Origin of the sequence: Phyllobacterium zundukense (assembly GCF_002764115.1) — a bacterium.
Taxonomy (GTDB): Bacteria; Pseudomonadota; Alphaproteobacteria; order Rhizobiales; family Rhizobiaceae; genus Phyllobacterium; species Phyllobacterium zundukense.
The window spans coordinates 3,346,170-3,360,205 of sequence record NZ_CP017940.1; the positions used below are offsets into that span (position 1 = coordinate 3,346,170).

Here is a 14,036-nt window from a genome sequence, read left to right on the forward strand (position 1 = left end):
GAAGGCCGATGAGAAAAATTCTGTCCGGATTGAAGATCGCTACGCTGGAGCATACCGGCGCGCCCTATGGCCTGATCGAGAATGGCTCGATTGGCATTGATGGCGAGCGGATCGTCTGGGTCGGGCAGGATGTTCCAGGCGACTGGAACAGTGTAGAGCGCCAGGATTTCGGCGGCAGGCTGGCAACCCCGGCCTTGATCGATTGCCATACGCATCTGGTTTTCGGCGGCAACCGTGCCCGCGAGTTCGAAATGCGGCTGGAAGGCGCTAGCTATGAGGAGATCGCGCGGGCCGGTGGCGGCATCGTCTCGTCGGTCAAGGCGACTAACGGCTTGAGCGAGGACGAACTTGTCGCGCAAAGCCTGCCCCGGCTCGATACGCTTTTGGCTGAGGGCATTTCGACCATCGAAATCAAGTCTGGCTACGGGCTCAACATCGAGGCTGAACTGAAGATGCTGCGTGTCGCGCGCCGCCTTGGCACAATGCGTCCGGTGCGGATCCTGACCAGTTACCTCGGAGCCCATGCCGTGCCGCCTGAGTTTCGCGGCCGCGCTGACGACTACATTTCAGAAGTGGTGCTGCCCGGTCTTGAAGCCGCCCACGCGGAGGGCCTAGTCGATGCGGTGGATGGATTTTGCGAGGGTATTGCCTTCTCACCCGCGCAAATCTCCCGCGTCTTTGAAAAGGCCAAGGCGCTCGGTCTGCCGGTGAAGCTGCACGCAGAGCAGTTGTCGAACCTCGGTGGCGCCAAGCTTGCAGCGTCCTTCGGCGCACTATCGGCCGATCATCTTGAATATCTTGACGAAGAGGGTGCGAAAGCCATGGCGGCGGCGGGAACCGTCGCGGTGCTTCTGCCCGGTGCCTTCTACGCGCTGCGGGAAGAGCGCGCGCCGCCCGTAGCAACCTTGCGCGATGCAGGCGTTCGCATTGCCGTCGCGACCGATTGCAATCCCGGTACCTCGCCCCTCACCTCGCTGCTTTTGACCATGAACATGGCGTGCACGCTCTTTCGCCTGACGGTGGAAGAAGCACTCGCTGGGGCCACACGCGAGGCGGCACACGCGCTTGGCCTGCAAGCCGAGATTGGCACCATAGCGCCCGGCAAGCGCGCCGAAATCGCCATCTGGAACGCAGAGCAACCAGCGGAACTCTGCTACCGCATCGGCTTCAACCCACTCCATCAGCTTGTTTTGAAAGCATCATAATGACCATCACGCTTCACCCCGGCTCCGTGCCAATTGCTGTTTTAGAAACAATCTATTGGCAGGGAGGCTCCGCCAAGCTCGATCCTTCCTTTCATCCGGGGATCGAGGCCGCGGCCCGTCGCATCGCCGAAATTGCCGGCGGCAACGAGCCTATCTACGGCATCAATACCGGCTTTGGTAAGCTCGCCTCGATCAAGATTGAGGCGGCGGACGTCGAGACCCTGCAGCGCAATTTGATCCTTTCGCATTGTTGCGGTGTCGGCAATGCATTGCCCGAAAACATCGTCCGCCTGATCATGGCACTGAAGTTGATCTCACTCGGCCGCGGCGCGTCCGGTGTCCGCCCTGAGCTCATCAGCCTCATCGAAGCCATGCTGGAGAAGGGCGTGATCCCGGTCATTCCGGAAAAGGGTTCTGTCGGCGCTTCCGGGGATCTTGCACCGCTGGCACATATGGCGGCAGCGATGATCGGCGAAGGCGATGTCATGTTTGATGGCAAGCAGCTGCCCGCAGGCGATGGCCTTGCCAAGGCGGGGCTGAAACCCGTTGTTCTGGCGGCGAAGGAAGGCCTCGCGCTCATCAACGGGACGCAGGTTTCGACCGCCCTTGCCCTGGCAGGTCTCTTCCGGGCTCACCGGGCTGGCCAGTCGGCGCTGATCACGGGCGCCCTTTCGACCGATGCCGCCATGGGTTCCTCGGCACCGTTCCACCCGGATATTCACAGCCTGCGCGGTCATCGCGGCCAGATCGATACCGGTGCTGCCTTGCGCCGGCTGCTCGAAAACTCGCCCATTCGGATGAGCCATATCGAAGGCGACGAGCGCGTGCAGGATCCCTATTGCATCCGCTGCCAGCCGCAGGTCGACGGCGCCTGCCTCGACCTGTTGCGCATGGCAGCCCGTACGCTGGAAATCGAAGCCAATGCCGTGACCGACAACCCGCTCGTGCTGAGCGATGGCTCTGTCGTCTCGGGTGGCAATTTTCACGCCGAACCCGTGGCGTTTGCAGCCGACCAGATTGCGCTGGCCATCTGCGAGATCGGTTCGATCGCGCAGCGCCGTATCGCGTTGCTGGTCGATCCGGCCCTCAGTTACGGACTGCCCGCCTTCCTTGCCCGGAAGCCTGGCCTCAATTCAGGGTTGATGATCGCTGAAGTTACATCCGCAGCGCTTATGTCGGAAAACAAGCAGATGTCCCATCCGGCGTCGGTCGATTCGACACCAACTTCGGCCAATCAGGAAGATCATGTGTCAATGGCCTGTCATGGTGCGCGCCGGCTCCTGCAAATGACCGATAATCTGTTCTCGATCATCGGTATCGAAGCGTTGACCGCTGCGCAGGGCGTCGACTTGCGCAGCCCGCTGCAGACCAGCCCGGAACTGATGCGCGCCCACAGCGTTATTCGTGCGGCAGTGCCGACACTCGATGAGGACCGCTATATGGCACCCGATCTGAAAGCAGTTTCCGATCTTGTTGCTTCAGGTGCGCTCAACGCCGCGATCTCTGCCGAAATTCTTCCGGTTCTGGACACGGGCCTATGAGTGTTGTCGAAGTCAACCGGGGGTTATCCCCGATCATTCTCGGATTCCCGCACACAGGGACGGATGTTCCCTCCGATATTTGGGGGCGGCTTAATGAAAACGGCCAGCTGCTTGCCGACACTGACTGGCACATCGACAAGCTTTATGATGGCCTGCTTCCGGACATAACAACGGTACGAGCCACATTCCATCGCTATGTGATCGATGCAAATCGCGATCCGGAAGGCGTCAGTCTTTATCCTGGGCAAAACACCACGGGATTGATCCCGGACACGGATTTCGACGGCAAGCCGATCTGGCGTAATGGCGAAAAGCCGACGCCGGCGGATACGAAATCACGGCTCGAGCAGTTTCACCGCCCCTATCACGCCGCTCTGGCCGAAGAGATCAAGCGGGTGCGTGAGGCTTGTGGCCTCGCCATACTCTATGACTGTCACTCCATCCGCTCGCATATCCCGTTTCTGTTTCAGGGCAAGCTGCCGGATTTCAACATCGGCACCAATGAGGGCAAGAGCTGTTCACCCGAAATCGCCTCGGCGGTCGGCCGTATCGTCTTTGCGGCACGCGGTTACGACGCCGTCATCAACGGCCGGTTCAAGGGTGGTTGGACGACGCGCCACTACGGCCAGCCAGACCTTGGCATCCACGCCATCCAGATGGAACTGACGCAATCATCGCATTTGGCGACTGAAACACCGCCCTTTGCCCTTGATGAGGCCAAGGCGGAAAAATTGCGCAGGCATCTCCAGGACATTCTCGAAATCATCGAACAGACCGCCATCAAATTGGGGAGCAGGAAATGAACAATCCAAGGCACAACATCCGCGAAATCCGCAGCCCCCGGGGCAATCAGCTCAACACCAAATCCTGGATGACCGAAGCGCCCCTGCGGATGCTGATGAACAATCTCGATCCGGATGTTGCCGAAAACCCCAATGAGCTGGTGGTCTATGGCGGCATTGGCCGTGCGGCCCGTACCTGGGACGATTTCGACAAGATCGTATCCACGCTGAAGACGCTGAACGAGGATGAGACGCTGCTCGTCCAGTCCGGTAAGCCGGTCGGTGTGTTCAAGACCCATGCCAATGCCCCCCGCGTGCTGATTGCCAATTCCAATCTCGTGCCGCACTGGGCGACCTGGGACCATTTCAACGAACTCGATAAGAAAGGTCTGGCCATGTATGGCCAGATGACCGCCGGCTCGTGGATCTATATTGGAACGCAGGGTATTGTTCAGGGCACCTATGAGACCTTTGTCGAGGCAGGCCGCCAGCATTATGGCGGCAACCTCAAGGGAAAATGGATCCTGACCGGCGGACTTGGCGGGATGGGCGGCGCGCAGCCGCTCGCCGCCGTCATGGCCGGTGCCTGCTGCCTGGCGGTCGAGTGCAATCCCGACTCGATCGATTTCCGGCTGCGCACCCGCTATGTCGATGCCAAGGCTGAAACATTGGATGAAGCCCTGGAGATGATCGACCGCTGGACCAAGGCGGGCGAAGCCAAATCCGTCGGCTTGCTTGGCAATGCGGCGGATGTGCTTCCGGAACTGGTGCGCCGCGGCGTGCGTCCCGATATCGTCACCGACCAGACCTCCGCTCATGACCCGATCAACGGCTATCTGCCGAAGGGCTGGACCATGGCAGAATGGCGCGAAAAGCGCGAAAGCGATCCAAAGGCCGTTGAGAAAGCCGCGCGTGCATCGATGCGTGAACATGTCGAAGCGATGATCGAATTCTGGAACCGGGGCATACCGACCCTCGATTATGGCAACAATATCCGGCAGGTGGCCAAGGACGAGGGCTTGGAAAATGCCTTCGCGTTCCCCGGCTTCGTCCCCGCCTATATCCGCCCCCTGTTTTGCCGGGGCATTGGTCCGTTCCGATGGGCGGCGCTTTCGGGCGATCCGGAAGACATCTACAAGACCGACGCCAAGGTAAAGGAACTGACCCCGGGCAACACGCATCTGCACAACTGGCTCGACATGGCTCGTGAGCGCATCGCCTTCCAGGGTCTGCCGGCCCGTATCTGCTGGGTAGGTCTCGGTGACCGCCATCGCCTTGGCCTCGCCTTCAATGAAATGGTGCGCACCGGTGAGCTCAAGGCGCCGATCGTCATCGGTCGCGACCATCTCGATTCCGGTTCCGTCGCCTCGCCCAACCGCGAAACGGAAGCGATGAAGGATGGGTCCGATGCGGTCTCCGACTGGCCGCTTTTGAACGCGTTGCTCAATACCGCTTCAGGTGCCACCTGGGTGTCATTGCATCATGGTGGCGGCGTCGGCATGGGCTACTCGCAGCATTCCGGCATGGTGATCTGTTGTGACGGCACCGACGATGCTGCGGAGCGTATTGGTCGCGTGCTGTGGAACGATCCTGCCACTGGGGTGATGCGTCACGCCGATGCGGGTTATGAGATCGCCATTGAATGCGCCAGGGAAAAGGGTCTGAACCTGCCGGGTATTCTTGGCTGATGCGCATTCTGCGCGCCGGCGATCACCGGCAAATGCCATGGAAAAATGGCGGCGGATTCACGACCGAGATCGCGATTTCACCGTCAGGTGCAACGGTTAGCGATTTCGACTGGCGCATCAGCATGGCAAAAGTGCCAAGCTCTGGCCCTTTTTCCGCGTTTGCCAATGTTGACCGGGTTCTCGCCGTGTTGGACGGCGAGATGCGGCTAACGATCGGCGGCGGCCAAGCGACATTGATTGGCCCGACCTCTCCGGCCATCGCCTTCCCCGGCGATGTGCCGACCAGCGCCGAGGTTATTCGCGAAGTCACGGATCTCAACGTCATGGTTCGGCGCGGACGATTTTCGGCCAATGTCAGACGGCTTGACCAAGCCGGGATCGTGGCAAATGCAGAGGAAACATTTGTGCTTTTCCGCTCGGCCGCGGAGGTTTCGCCACGAGATGCGTTTGGGCTAGACGATGTAATTCATCTGTTTGCTACCGAAGGGTTGGCATTCACCAGCATCCCCAAGAACGCATGGCTGGTCGAGATCACCAGTATCTAAACATTCGCTGTCGCTTTGCCGCATAGATTTCGGCGCCGGGCTAATGTACTTGTCTGCATCTGACTGGAATATGAGGCGTTGATGCGCAAGATTTGGAACGATTGGCGATTGGCGGTGCGCATGCTGTGCGCATTGGCGCTCGTGTTCGTTGCTTTCGCGCACCAGCCGATCGAAGCAAAGCGCGCTGACCAGATCGATCTTGCGGCCTATACGCTGCCAGATGGCACTGTTCCCGTACTTTGTCTCCCAGGCATCGACGATAGGGACCTGCACAAGAGCGCCTGGCATGGCACCGGTTGCGAGGCCTGCCGGCTTTCCGCATCGTTCATTCTGCCCGCACCGACCTTCACGGCTGGTCCAAAAGTACAGCCGGCTCAATCGCTTGCGATACAGCGCGAAGCGATCCTGATCGCGCGCAGCCTCTATCCCCCATCGGCTCCGCCACAAGCACCTCCCCTCGCCTGACAGAAACAATGCGCCGTCCGCGGCGCGTCGCGACGGCCTGCAGATGCAGTCCGCCACCTTTGCTGTCAGACGAATGGAACACCTATGACCGTCTCAAGCCTGGCTTCCGAGAAGCCCAATGACATCAGTCTTTCGCTCTACCGCGCCATCTGGCGCTGGCACTTCTTCGCCGGCCTTCTGGTCATCCCCTTCATGCTCAACCTGGCCATCACCGGCAGTCTCTACCTGTTCAAGGACGAGATCGACAATACGGCCTTCGCCTATCGCAATGTGGTGCAGCCGCGCGGCGAAGCTCTGGCTCCATCGCTGCTGACCGACGATGCCAAGGCCGCGATACCGGGGGCGAAAGTATTGCGCTATCGTGCTCCCACTGTGCCAACGCAATCGGCTCGCGTTACTGTCGGCACCAATACCGGCAATGTTCTCGTGTTCGTCGATCCTTATAGCGGCTCCGTTCTTGGCAAGGTCGGCGAGAAAGAGGAATTCAACTGGGTCGTCAAGAAGATCCACAGCCTCGACTATTTCGGTTTCGCGTTCAATCGCATCGTCGAGGCGGTCGGCGGGCTCGCGCTCATTCTCGTCGTTACCGGCTTTTATCTCTGGTGGCCGCGCAAGCAGACCGGCGGCGTCATTAGCGTGCGGGGCACGCCCGACAAACGCGTGTTCTGGCGGGATGTTCATGCGGTGACCGGCGCCACAGCGGGTGCCCTGATCTTCTTCCTGGCAATAACAGGCATGCCCTGGTCGGGCTATTGGGGCGACAAGGTCAACGTGACATTGTCGAGCGCTGGCCTCGGTTATCCGGCGCAGCTCTGGGACGATGTGCCGGTTTCAAAGATCCCCACCAAGGATGTGCTGACCCATGCCGGATGGACGGTCGAAAGCGCTCCGGTGCCGACATCGACGCCAAGCGACACCGCACAGCCTATCGGTCTCGATCAGGTCGTTGCTTCGGCTAACGCTGCAGGCATGGCACCGGGTTTCGAGGTTTCGCTCCCGTCCGGCAAGAAGGGGGTCTATACGGCGGCCATTTTCCCGGACGATATTGCCAAGCAACGAACGATCCACTTCGACCAGTATACCGGCAAACCGCTCGTTGATCTGAAGTTTGCCGATTATGGCGCGGGGGCCAGGGCAATCGAATTCGGCATCGGCGTTCACCAAGGCGAGTATCTGGGCCTGGCCAACCAGATCGTCATGCTTATGACCTGCCTTGCCATTGTCCTGACTTCGCTTTCGGCGGTTGTCATGTGGTGGAGGCGTCGGCCTTCAGGCCGGCTCGGCGTCCCGCCGATGCCATCGCAAAAGAGTGTCTTTGTCACGCTGAAGCTCATCATTCTCGGCTTCGGCATCCTCTTTCCGCTTACCGGGTTCGCTATCCTGGCCATGTTGGTTCTCGACCAGCTAGTCACACGCATCCCCTCGCCTTTGAAACGTGTATTCTCTTAAGCAATCGGAGACATCCAATGAGATCCTTTTCCCGAATTGCCGCGCTCGCGCTGCTGGCCAGCTCAGCTTCCTTTGCCGCGGCTCAATCACATGACCATTCCGCCATGGGCAAAGGCGACGCTGCCGCGATGAGCGACGATATGATGGCCCCTGTAAAAGTGGGCGATCTTGTATTGAGCGGAGCATTTGCGCGCGCCACGCTGCCGGGCGCCAAGGTTGGCGGCGGCTATGTCACGATCACCAGTCAGTCGAAGGAAGCCGATCGCCTGATCGGCGGCTCGAGCCCGGCGGCCCAACGTGTCGAAGTGCATGAAATGAAGATGGACGGCAATGTGATGCAGATGCGTCAATTGAAAGACGGTCTCGAAGTCCCCGCCGGCGGCACCGCTGAGCTCTCCCCAGGCGGCACGCATCTGATGATGATCAATCTTACCGCGCCACTGAAAGAGGGCGATATGGTGCCTGTCACGCTTGAGTTTGCCAAGGCAGGCAAGGTCGAGGTCCAATTCATGGTCGGACCGGCAAACGCAGCCGGCATGGAACATAACTGATGAATTTTCGTCTTTTGCGCTTTGGGCTGTGGGCGGTCATTGCCGCCCTGTCGCTCTTTCTGGTGTTCACCTACGCTAATACCCGTTTCGGCAACAAGGCTGAAGGCGCGCAACTTGGCGTGCCCTTTACCCTGATCGATCAGAATGGCGCTCCGATTACCGAAGCCGCCTTCAAAGGCCATCCGACGGCGTTGTTCTTCGGCTTCACCCATTGTCCGGAAGTCTGCCCGACCACGCTGTTCGAAATGGCTGGCTGGCTCAAGACGCTTGGCGATGAAGGCAAGGATCTGCGCGTCTTCTTCATTTCCGTCGATCCCGAACGCGATACGCCTGATGTAATGAAGGGCTATACATCCGCTTTCACGGACCGAATCACCGGCATCACCGGCAAGCCGGACGAAGTGGAAAAGCTTCTCAAGGGATGGAAGATCTATGCCAAGAAAGTGCCAACTGAAAATGGCGACTACACGATGGACCATACCGCATCCGTCATGCTGCTCGATCGCGATGCCCGACTGAAAAGCACGATCGACTACAAGGAAAGCCCGGACATCGCCATGAAGAAATTACGGCTGCTGATTGCAGGTTGATCCGGACACGACATTGCCCCCTTCGGACCGCCGTTCGGCGGGGGCGAATATGCTCATTTCCTGTCAATGCCGACATTTGTATACTAAAAAACTCATAATTTCCTAGAATTATTCTAACCTATTGATATTTTTATAGGTTTTAAACAATTAATGTTTGACATTGCAATTTTCCAAAGCCTTTATGCAAAAAGCGCAAGAGCGCATCCCTTTGATGTCTGGGCCTTGAACCCTTTCGATTGGAGGACCCTATGATAGGTCTTTTTCTGCCACGCTTGCGCGTGGTTTCCCTGCTGCGCAGGCAGCATTTATCTTCTACTTCGGGCCCTAACAGGCTGACGCACCCAGCCGTCCCTATCTGCCGCAACGGGCCTCCAGCCCTGACATGCAACAATGAACAGGATGGGGGTAACGATGTATCCGCGCGCATCTGAAGCCGGCAATGGCACAGGCTGCTATTTCGACCGCACGCCGGAAAAGCTAGTGCTAGAGGGTTACCGGCGTTGGGCCGCCGGTTTCGAAACTGGTTCTGTCATCGCATGGGAGATGGCCTACGGCCTCTACAGCGAACTCCTCGGTAGCCGTAACGGCAACCGTGCGCTTTCCGAGCTGTCATTTTTCATCCGCACCTTGCGCCATTGTGCGCTTTGTCCGCTCAAAACCTTTCCGTTCGGCTCACATCATGTTTGCCGGGAAGAATGCCTGACTTTGGGGTTGATCGCCGGTCTTCAGAATTGCGACATGGTTGCGGCACGAACCTGCCTCAATGCCATGGCATGCCCCTCCCGCCAGGAGGAAGTCGAGAACGCTGCGATCACTTTTGCTGAAACCCTGGTCGAATTGGATCAGGTGCTTTTGCCGATTCCGAAATCCGCTATCGACGACATCATTTCCCGCCCCCTTCGGGCGAAATATCATTGAGAAAGGGAAAGAGCATGATCATCAATTCACGCATGGAACGCCGCCTTTCCATCGCCGCGACTGCGCTTTTGACGGCAGCAATTTTCGTGATGCCGATCAAGACGCAGGCACTTACCGATGCACAGCCCGCCGGCTATATGAAAATAGCCGACGCTACGCCGATGAAACTTCTGTTTCGCAAATAGCTGTCGTCTAGAGGGGCGATCCGGCCTGGAAGGTTTATTCGGCAATAAGCACTTCTCGAGAATGGGTCGGTTCGAGGGTTTTACGGCCGCTTCCGTACACCATTACGCAGCTCTCAGAGGCAGGGCGGAAATCCTATGCTCCTGTGGAATAGACGACTGTTTCAGTAGCCTATGATGATCTGGTAGAATATTCTAATTTTTCCATATAAAAGGAATTCTTTCTAACGCCCCTATTTGGAGGGGCTCTGCTACGCTTCAGTTCTAATCATACGGAGGCAGGCATGAAACATTCCCGACTTTCCCTATCACTGGCGGCTGTGTTGCTCACAGCAACGGTCGCCTTTCAGCCGATGTCTGCTGCCCGTGCGGACACTACGCTTTTGAACGTGTCCTATGACCCGACACGCGAGTTCTACAAGGACTTCAATGCGGCTTTCGCAGCGAAATGGAAGGCCGACACGGGTGAGACAGTCACAATCCAGACCTCCCATGGCGGTTCGGGTAAACAAGCACGCGCTGTCATTGACGGGCTCGACGCCGATGTTGTGACGCTGGCGCTCGAAAGCGATATTTCAGCCATCGCCAAGACCAACAAGATCAATCCCGACTGGCGTACTAAATATCCGCACAATTCTGCCCCCTATACGTCGACAATTGTCTTTCTTGTGCGAAAAGGTAATCCGAAGGGCATCAAGGATTGGGGCGACCTGGTCAAGGACGGTGTAGAAGTCATCACGCCGAATCCGAAGACCTCGGGCGGTGCGCGCTGGAACTATCTGGCGGCCTGGGCCTGGGCTTACGGCCAATTTGGCGGCGATGAAGCCAAGATCAAGGACTATATCAGCACGCTGTTCCAGCACGTTCCGGTTCTTGACACCGGTGCCCGCGGTTCGACGACCACCTTCGCCCAGCGTGAACTTGGTGACGTGCTGCTAGCCTGGGAAAACGAAGCCTATCTTTCGCTGGCCGAATTCGGCGCCGACAAGTTTGATATCGTCGTTCCGCCACAGTCGATTCTGGCCGAACCACCGGTTGCCGTCGTTGATGCGAATGTCGACGCGAAAGGCACGCGCAAAACGGCAGAAGCCTATCTTCAGTATCTCTACTCGGAAGAGGGTCAGACACTGGCCGCAAAGCACTTCTACCGTCCGGCAGAACCGGAATTGGTCCCAGCCGACCTAGTGAAAAAATTACCGGAGTTGAAACTGGTGACGATCGATGATCCAATCTTCGGTGGATGGGCGAAAGCACAGCCCTACCACTTCGGAGATGGCGGAACGTTTGACCAGATTTATAAGCCGAAACAGTAACAGCATGATTTCCAACCTCGCGAAAGCGGGTTGGCGGTTTAAGAGGCCGAGTGTCATTCCAGGGTTTGGATTGACACTCGGCTTCACTCTTGCCTACCTCGCATTGATTGTACTCATCCCTTTAACAGGCCTCGTATGGCGCTCCGCATCCTTGGGCTTTTCAGGATTTTGGCATGTCGCCATTGACCCACGCACTGTAAACGCCCTGAAGATCAGCTTTGGCACGTCCCTTGTGGCGGCTGTGATCAATGTCGTTTTCGGCGTTGTTGTCGCATGGGTGCTTGTACGCTATCGGTTTCCGGGTCGACGCATCGTCGACGCCATCGTCGACCTGCCCTTTGCGCTGCCAACGGCCGTCGCAGGTATCGCGCTGACGTCGATCTATGCCAAGAATGGCTGGATTGGGCATTTGCTGGAGCCTCTAGGCATCAAGGTCGCGTTTACACCGGTCGGTATCACCATCGCCCTGATTTTCGTCGGTCTTCCATTCGTTGTCCGGACAGTGCAGCCAGTGATGGAAGAAATTCGCAAGGAGGTGGAGGAGGCTGCCGCAACGCTCGGTGCCAATCGGTTTCAGACAATTACCCAGGTGCTTCTGCCAGGATTGCAACCGGCAATTCTCACCGGTTTCGCCTTGGCATTTGCCCGTGCTGTTGGTGAATATGGCTCCGTCATCTTCATCGCCGGCAACCTGCCTTACGTTTCCGAAATTGCGCCGCTTTTGATCGTGATCCGTCTGGAGGAATTCGACTATGCCGGAGCGACGGCGATCGCCACGATCATGCTTATGATTTCGTTTTTCATGCTCTTTGTGATCAATCTCATTCAGGCCTGGAGCCGCAGGAGGTATGGTTATGGCAGTTGATCAGCCGCGAACCACCGACCCGACGGCCATGGCCCGGCATGCGACGACAGAACGACGAACGGCCCGCTACCTGTTGACTGGTACAGCCCTGATTTTCCTCGGGCTATTCCTTGTGCTGCCGCTCGTTTCGGTTTTTGTCGAGGCCTTCCGGAAGGGACCTGCCGCCTATTTCGCCGCGTTTGCCGAAGCCGACGCGCTCGCTGCGATACGCCTGACCTTGCTCGTGGCAGCCATTGCGGTACCGCTTAATGTCATCTTTGGCGTCGTTGCAGCGTGGGCAATCGCCAAGTTCGAATTCAAGGGCAAGGCGTTTTTGACTACCTTGATCGATCTGCCGTTTTCAGTTTCGCCGGTCATTTCCGGCCTTGTCTACGTGCTCCTGTTCAGCTCGCACAGCGTGCTTGGACCCTGGTTCAAATCGCACGGAATTGAAATTCTGTTTGCGGTTCCCGGCATCGTCCTTGCTACCGTTTTCGTCACTTTCCCCTTCGTTGCACGGGAACTGATCCCGCTGATGCAGGAACAAGGCACAACGGACGAGGAAGCAGCCCTCTCGCTTGGTGCCAATGGCTGGCAAACGTTCTGGCATGTCACCCTCCCCAATATCAAATGGGGCTTGCTCTATGGCGTGCTTTTGTGCAACGCCCGGGCCATGGGGGAATTTGGCGCAGTGTCCGTCGTTTCAGGCCATATTCGCGGCCTGACCAACACAATGCCACTGCATGTCGAAATTCTTTACAACGAATATAATTTTGTCGCTGCTTTTGCGGTGGCTTCGCTTCTGGCGTTGCTTGCGCTGGTAACTCTCGTTCTCAAGTCTCTCCTGGAGCTGAGATACGGGACGGAGCTTCGCGCAGCCGGCGGACACTGAGAGGAATAAAAATGGACGTTCGCGTAAGTGGTGTACGCAAGGAATTCGATCGCTTTCCAGCGCTGCACGACGTGTCGCTTGAAATCAATTCGGGCGAGCTGATCGCCCTGCTTGGACCATCCGGATCGGGGAAGACAACGCTTTTGCGGCTGATTGCCGGCCTTGAGTCGCCAACTGAAGGCAAGGTTTTCTTCGGTGACGAAGATGCGTCACTGAAATCGGTACAGGAGCGCAATGTTGGATTTGTCTTCCAGCACTACGCGCTGTTCCGGCATATGACGGTGATCGACAATGTTGGTTTTGGTCTGAAGGTTCGGCCCAATTCCAATCGCCCGAGCAGCGAGGAAATTCGCCGGCGCTCATCGGAACTTCTGGATTTCGTTCAGCTTTCCGGTCTCGAAAAGCGCTATCCAGCGCAGCTCTCCGGCGGCCAGCGCCAGCGCGTTGCCCTCGCCCGGGCGATGGCGATCGAACCCAGGATACTGCTTCTCGACGAGCCCTTTGGTGCACTTGATGCAAAAGTGCGCAAGGAATTGCGCCGCTGGCTGCGCGAGATCCACGATAAGACCAAGCACACCACAGTCTTTGTGACGCATGACCAGGATGAGGCGTTGGAACTGGCGGACCGTGTCGTCGTCATGAGCCAAGGCAGGATCGAGCAGATCGGGACTCCCGATGAGGTCTATGACAAGCCGAATTCACCCTTCGTCTATAGTTTCATCGGCGAATCGAGCGTCCTCGGGGTCCGTGTCGAAAACGGCGAATTGTGGCTTGCTGACCGGAAGATTGGCCTCAAGAGCGATCTTCCCGACGGCGACGCATCGCTATACTTCAGGCCCCACGATGTCGAACTTGTTGAAAATTCTGACGCATGCATCACCGGAACCGTGGTGGCAAGCCGCCGTGTGGGCGCGACAAGGCGGGTCGAGCTTGAAGTCGGCGGAGCTTCCGAACGCATCGAAATAGGAATTTCTGCCGAACATCCCGCGAAGGAAATGAGCGGGATTGCATTCCGTCCCAAGCATTGGCGGACATTTCCAAAGAGCTGACACAAACAGCATCGAACACGAG

At 57.8% G+C, this 14,036-nt stretch carries 15 protein-coding genes; all 15 read left to right on the forward strand.

Annotated features, from left to right (window positions below; translation table 11 throughout):
• Positions 1-8 precede the first annotated feature (8 nt).
• The 15 genes from hutI to BLM14_RS16870 all read left to right on the forward strand — a co-directional run bounded on the left by hutI (position 9) and on the right by BLM14_RS16870 (position 14,014).
• The gene (hutI, locus tag BLM14_RS16805; RefSeq protein ID WP_100000441.1) at positions 9-1,205 is read left to right on the forward strand and encodes an imidazolonepropionase; all 1,197 of its coding nucleotides are present in this window, start codon (positions 9-11) and stop codon (positions 1,203-1,205) included.
• Positions 1,205-2,746, forward strand: coding sequence for a histidine ammonia-lyase (gene hutH / locus BLM14_RS16810; protein ID WP_100000442.1), 1,542 nt, complete (start codon positions 1,205-1,207; stop codon positions 2,744-2,746). Before hutI ends, hutH begins: the two co-directional genes overlap by 1 nt.
• Entirely contained in the window at positions 2,743-3,549 is an 807-nt protein-coding gene (gene hutG / locus BLM14_RS16815) for an N-formylglutamate deformylase (protein ID WP_100000443.1), read from the forward strand. Before hutH ends, hutG begins: the two co-directional genes overlap by 4 nt.
• The gene (hutU, locus tag BLM14_RS16820) at positions 3,546-5,216 is read left to right on the forward strand and encodes a urocanate hydratase (protein WP_100000444.1); all 1,671 of its coding nucleotides are present in this window, start codon (positions 3,546-3,548) and stop codon (positions 5,214-5,216) included. Before hutG ends, hutU begins: the two co-directional genes overlap by 4 nt.
• A complete protein-coding gene (locus BLM14_RS16825) occupies positions 5,216-5,761 on the forward strand; it encodes a HutD/Ves family protein (protein WP_100000445.1) in 546 nt (181 codons plus the stop codon). Before hutU ends, BLM14_RS16825 begins: the two co-directional genes overlap by 1 nt.
• A gap of 81 nt (positions 5,762-5,842) precedes the next feature.
• Positions 5,843-6,226, forward strand: coding sequence for a hypothetical protein (locus BLM14_RS16830; RefSeq protein WP_100000446.1), 384 nt, complete (start codon positions 5,843-5,845; stop codon positions 6,224-6,226).
• Between the two features lie 84 nt (positions 6,227-6,310).
• Entirely contained in the window at positions 6,311-7,675 is a 1,365-nt protein-coding gene (locus tag BLM14_RS16835) for a PepSY-associated TM helix domain-containing protein (RefSeq protein ID WP_100000447.1), read from the forward strand.
• Positions 7,676-7,692: 17 nt separating this feature from the next.
• On the forward strand, positions 7,693-8,226 hold the full coding sequence (locus BLM14_RS16840; protein ID WP_100000448.1) for a copper chaperone PCu(A)C: 534 nt from the start codon (positions 7,693-7,695) through the stop codon (positions 8,224-8,226).
• A complete protein-coding gene (locus BLM14_RS16845) occupies positions 8,226-8,816 on the forward strand; it encodes an SCO family protein (RefSeq protein ID WP_100000449.1) in 591 nt (196 codons plus the stop codon). Before BLM14_RS16840 ends, BLM14_RS16845 begins: the two co-directional genes overlap by 1 nt.
• 411 nt (positions 8,817-9,227) lie before the next feature.
• Complete coding sequence (locus BLM14_RS16850; RefSeq protein WP_100000450.1) at positions 9,228-9,734, forward strand: hypothetical protein; 507 nt, start codon at positions 9,228-9,230, stop codon at positions 9,732-9,734.
• Between the two features lie 14 nt (positions 9,735-9,748).
• Entirely contained in the window at positions 9,749-9,919 is a 171-nt protein-coding gene (locus BLM14_RS31100; protein ID WP_157929548.1) for a hypothetical protein, read from the forward strand.
• A gap of 350 nt (positions 9,920-10,269) precedes the next feature.
• Entirely contained in the window at positions 10,270-11,229 is a 960-nt protein-coding gene (locus tag BLM14_RS16855) for a sulfate ABC transporter substrate-binding protein (RefSeq protein WP_418314236.1), read from the forward strand.
• Positions 11,230-11,233: 4 nt separating this feature from the next.
• Positions 11,234-12,094 carry a sulfate ABC transporter permease subunit CysT gene (cysT, locus tag BLM14_RS16860; RefSeq protein ID WP_100000452.1) on the forward strand — a complete coding sequence of 287 codons (861 nt, stop codon included), beginning with the start codon at positions 11,234-11,236 and terminating at the stop codon, positions 12,092-12,094.
• Complete coding sequence (cysW, locus tag BLM14_RS16865; RefSeq protein ID WP_100000453.1) at positions 12,078-12,965, forward strand: sulfate ABC transporter permease subunit CysW; 888 nt, start codon at positions 12,078-12,080, stop codon at positions 12,963-12,965. Before cysT ends, cysW begins: the two co-directional genes overlap by 17 nt.
• An 11-nt stretch (positions 12,966-12,976) precedes the next feature.
• Positions 12,977-14,014 carry a sulfate/molybdate ABC transporter ATP-binding protein gene (locus tag BLM14_RS16870; protein WP_100000454.1) on the forward strand — a complete coding sequence of 346 codons (1,038 nt, stop codon included), beginning with the start codon at positions 12,977-12,979 and terminating at the stop codon, positions 14,012-14,014.
• Positions 14,015-14,036 lie beyond the last annotated feature (22 nt).

What these genes read in the sequence shown, in the direction of transcription:
- hutI (WP_100000441.1), top strand. Translation starts at nt 9, where the DNA reads ATGAGAAAAATTCTGTCCGGATTGAAGATCGCTACGCTGGAGCATACC.
- hutH (WP_100000442.1), top strand. Translation starts at nt 1,205, where the DNA reads ATGACCATCACGCTTCACCCCGGCTCCGTGCCAATTGCTGTTTTAGAA.
- hutG (WP_100000443.1), top strand. Translation starts at nt 2,743, where the DNA reads ATGAGTGTTGTCGAAGTCAACCGGGGGTTATCCCCGATCATTCTCGGA.
- hutU (WP_100000444.1), top strand. Translation starts at nt 3,546, where the DNA reads ATGAACAATCCAAGGCACAACATCCGCGAAATCCGCAGCCCCCGGGGC.
- BLM14_RS16825 (WP_100000445.1), top strand. Translation starts at nt 5,216, where the DNA reads ATGCGCATTCTGCGCGCCGGCGATCACCGGCAAATGCCATGGAAAAAT.
- BLM14_RS16830 (WP_100000446.1), top strand. Translation starts at nt 5,843, where the DNA reads ATGCGCAAGATTTGGAACGATTGGCGATTGGCGGTGCGCATGCTGTGC.
- BLM14_RS16835 (WP_100000447.1), top strand. Translation starts at nt 6,311, where the DNA reads ATGACCGTCTCAAGCCTGGCTTCCGAGAAGCCCAATGACATCAGTCTT.
- BLM14_RS16840 (WP_100000448.1), top strand. Translation starts at nt 7,693, where the DNA reads ATGAGATCCTTTTCCCGAATTGCCGCGCTCGCGCTGCTGGCCAGCTCA.
- BLM14_RS16845 (WP_100000449.1), top strand. Translation starts at nt 8,226, where the DNA reads ATGAATTTTCGTCTTTTGCGCTTTGGGCTGTGGGCGGTCATTGCCGCC.
- BLM14_RS16850 (WP_100000450.1), top strand. Translation starts at nt 9,228, where the DNA reads ATGTATCCGCGCGCATCTGAAGCCGGCAATGGCACAGGCTGCTATTTC.
- BLM14_RS31100 (WP_157929548.1), top strand. Translation starts at nt 9,749, where the DNA reads ATGATCATCAATTCACGCATGGAACGCCGCCTTTCCATCGCCGCGACT.
- BLM14_RS16855 (WP_418314236.1), top strand. Translation starts at nt 10,270, where the DNA reads ATGTCTGCTGCCCGTGCGGACACTACGCTTTTGAACGTGTCCTATGAC.
- cysT (WP_100000452.1), top strand. Translation starts at nt 11,234, where the DNA reads ATGATTTCCAACCTCGCGAAAGCGGGTTGGCGGTTTAAGAGGCCGAGT.
- cysW (WP_100000453.1), top strand. Translation starts at nt 12,078, where the DNA reads ATGGTTATGGCAGTTGATCAGCCGCGAACCACCGACCCGACGGCCATG.
- BLM14_RS16870 (WP_100000454.1), top strand. Translation starts at nt 12,977, where the DNA reads ATGGACGTTCGCGTAAGTGGTGTACGCAAGGAATTCGATCGCTTTCCA.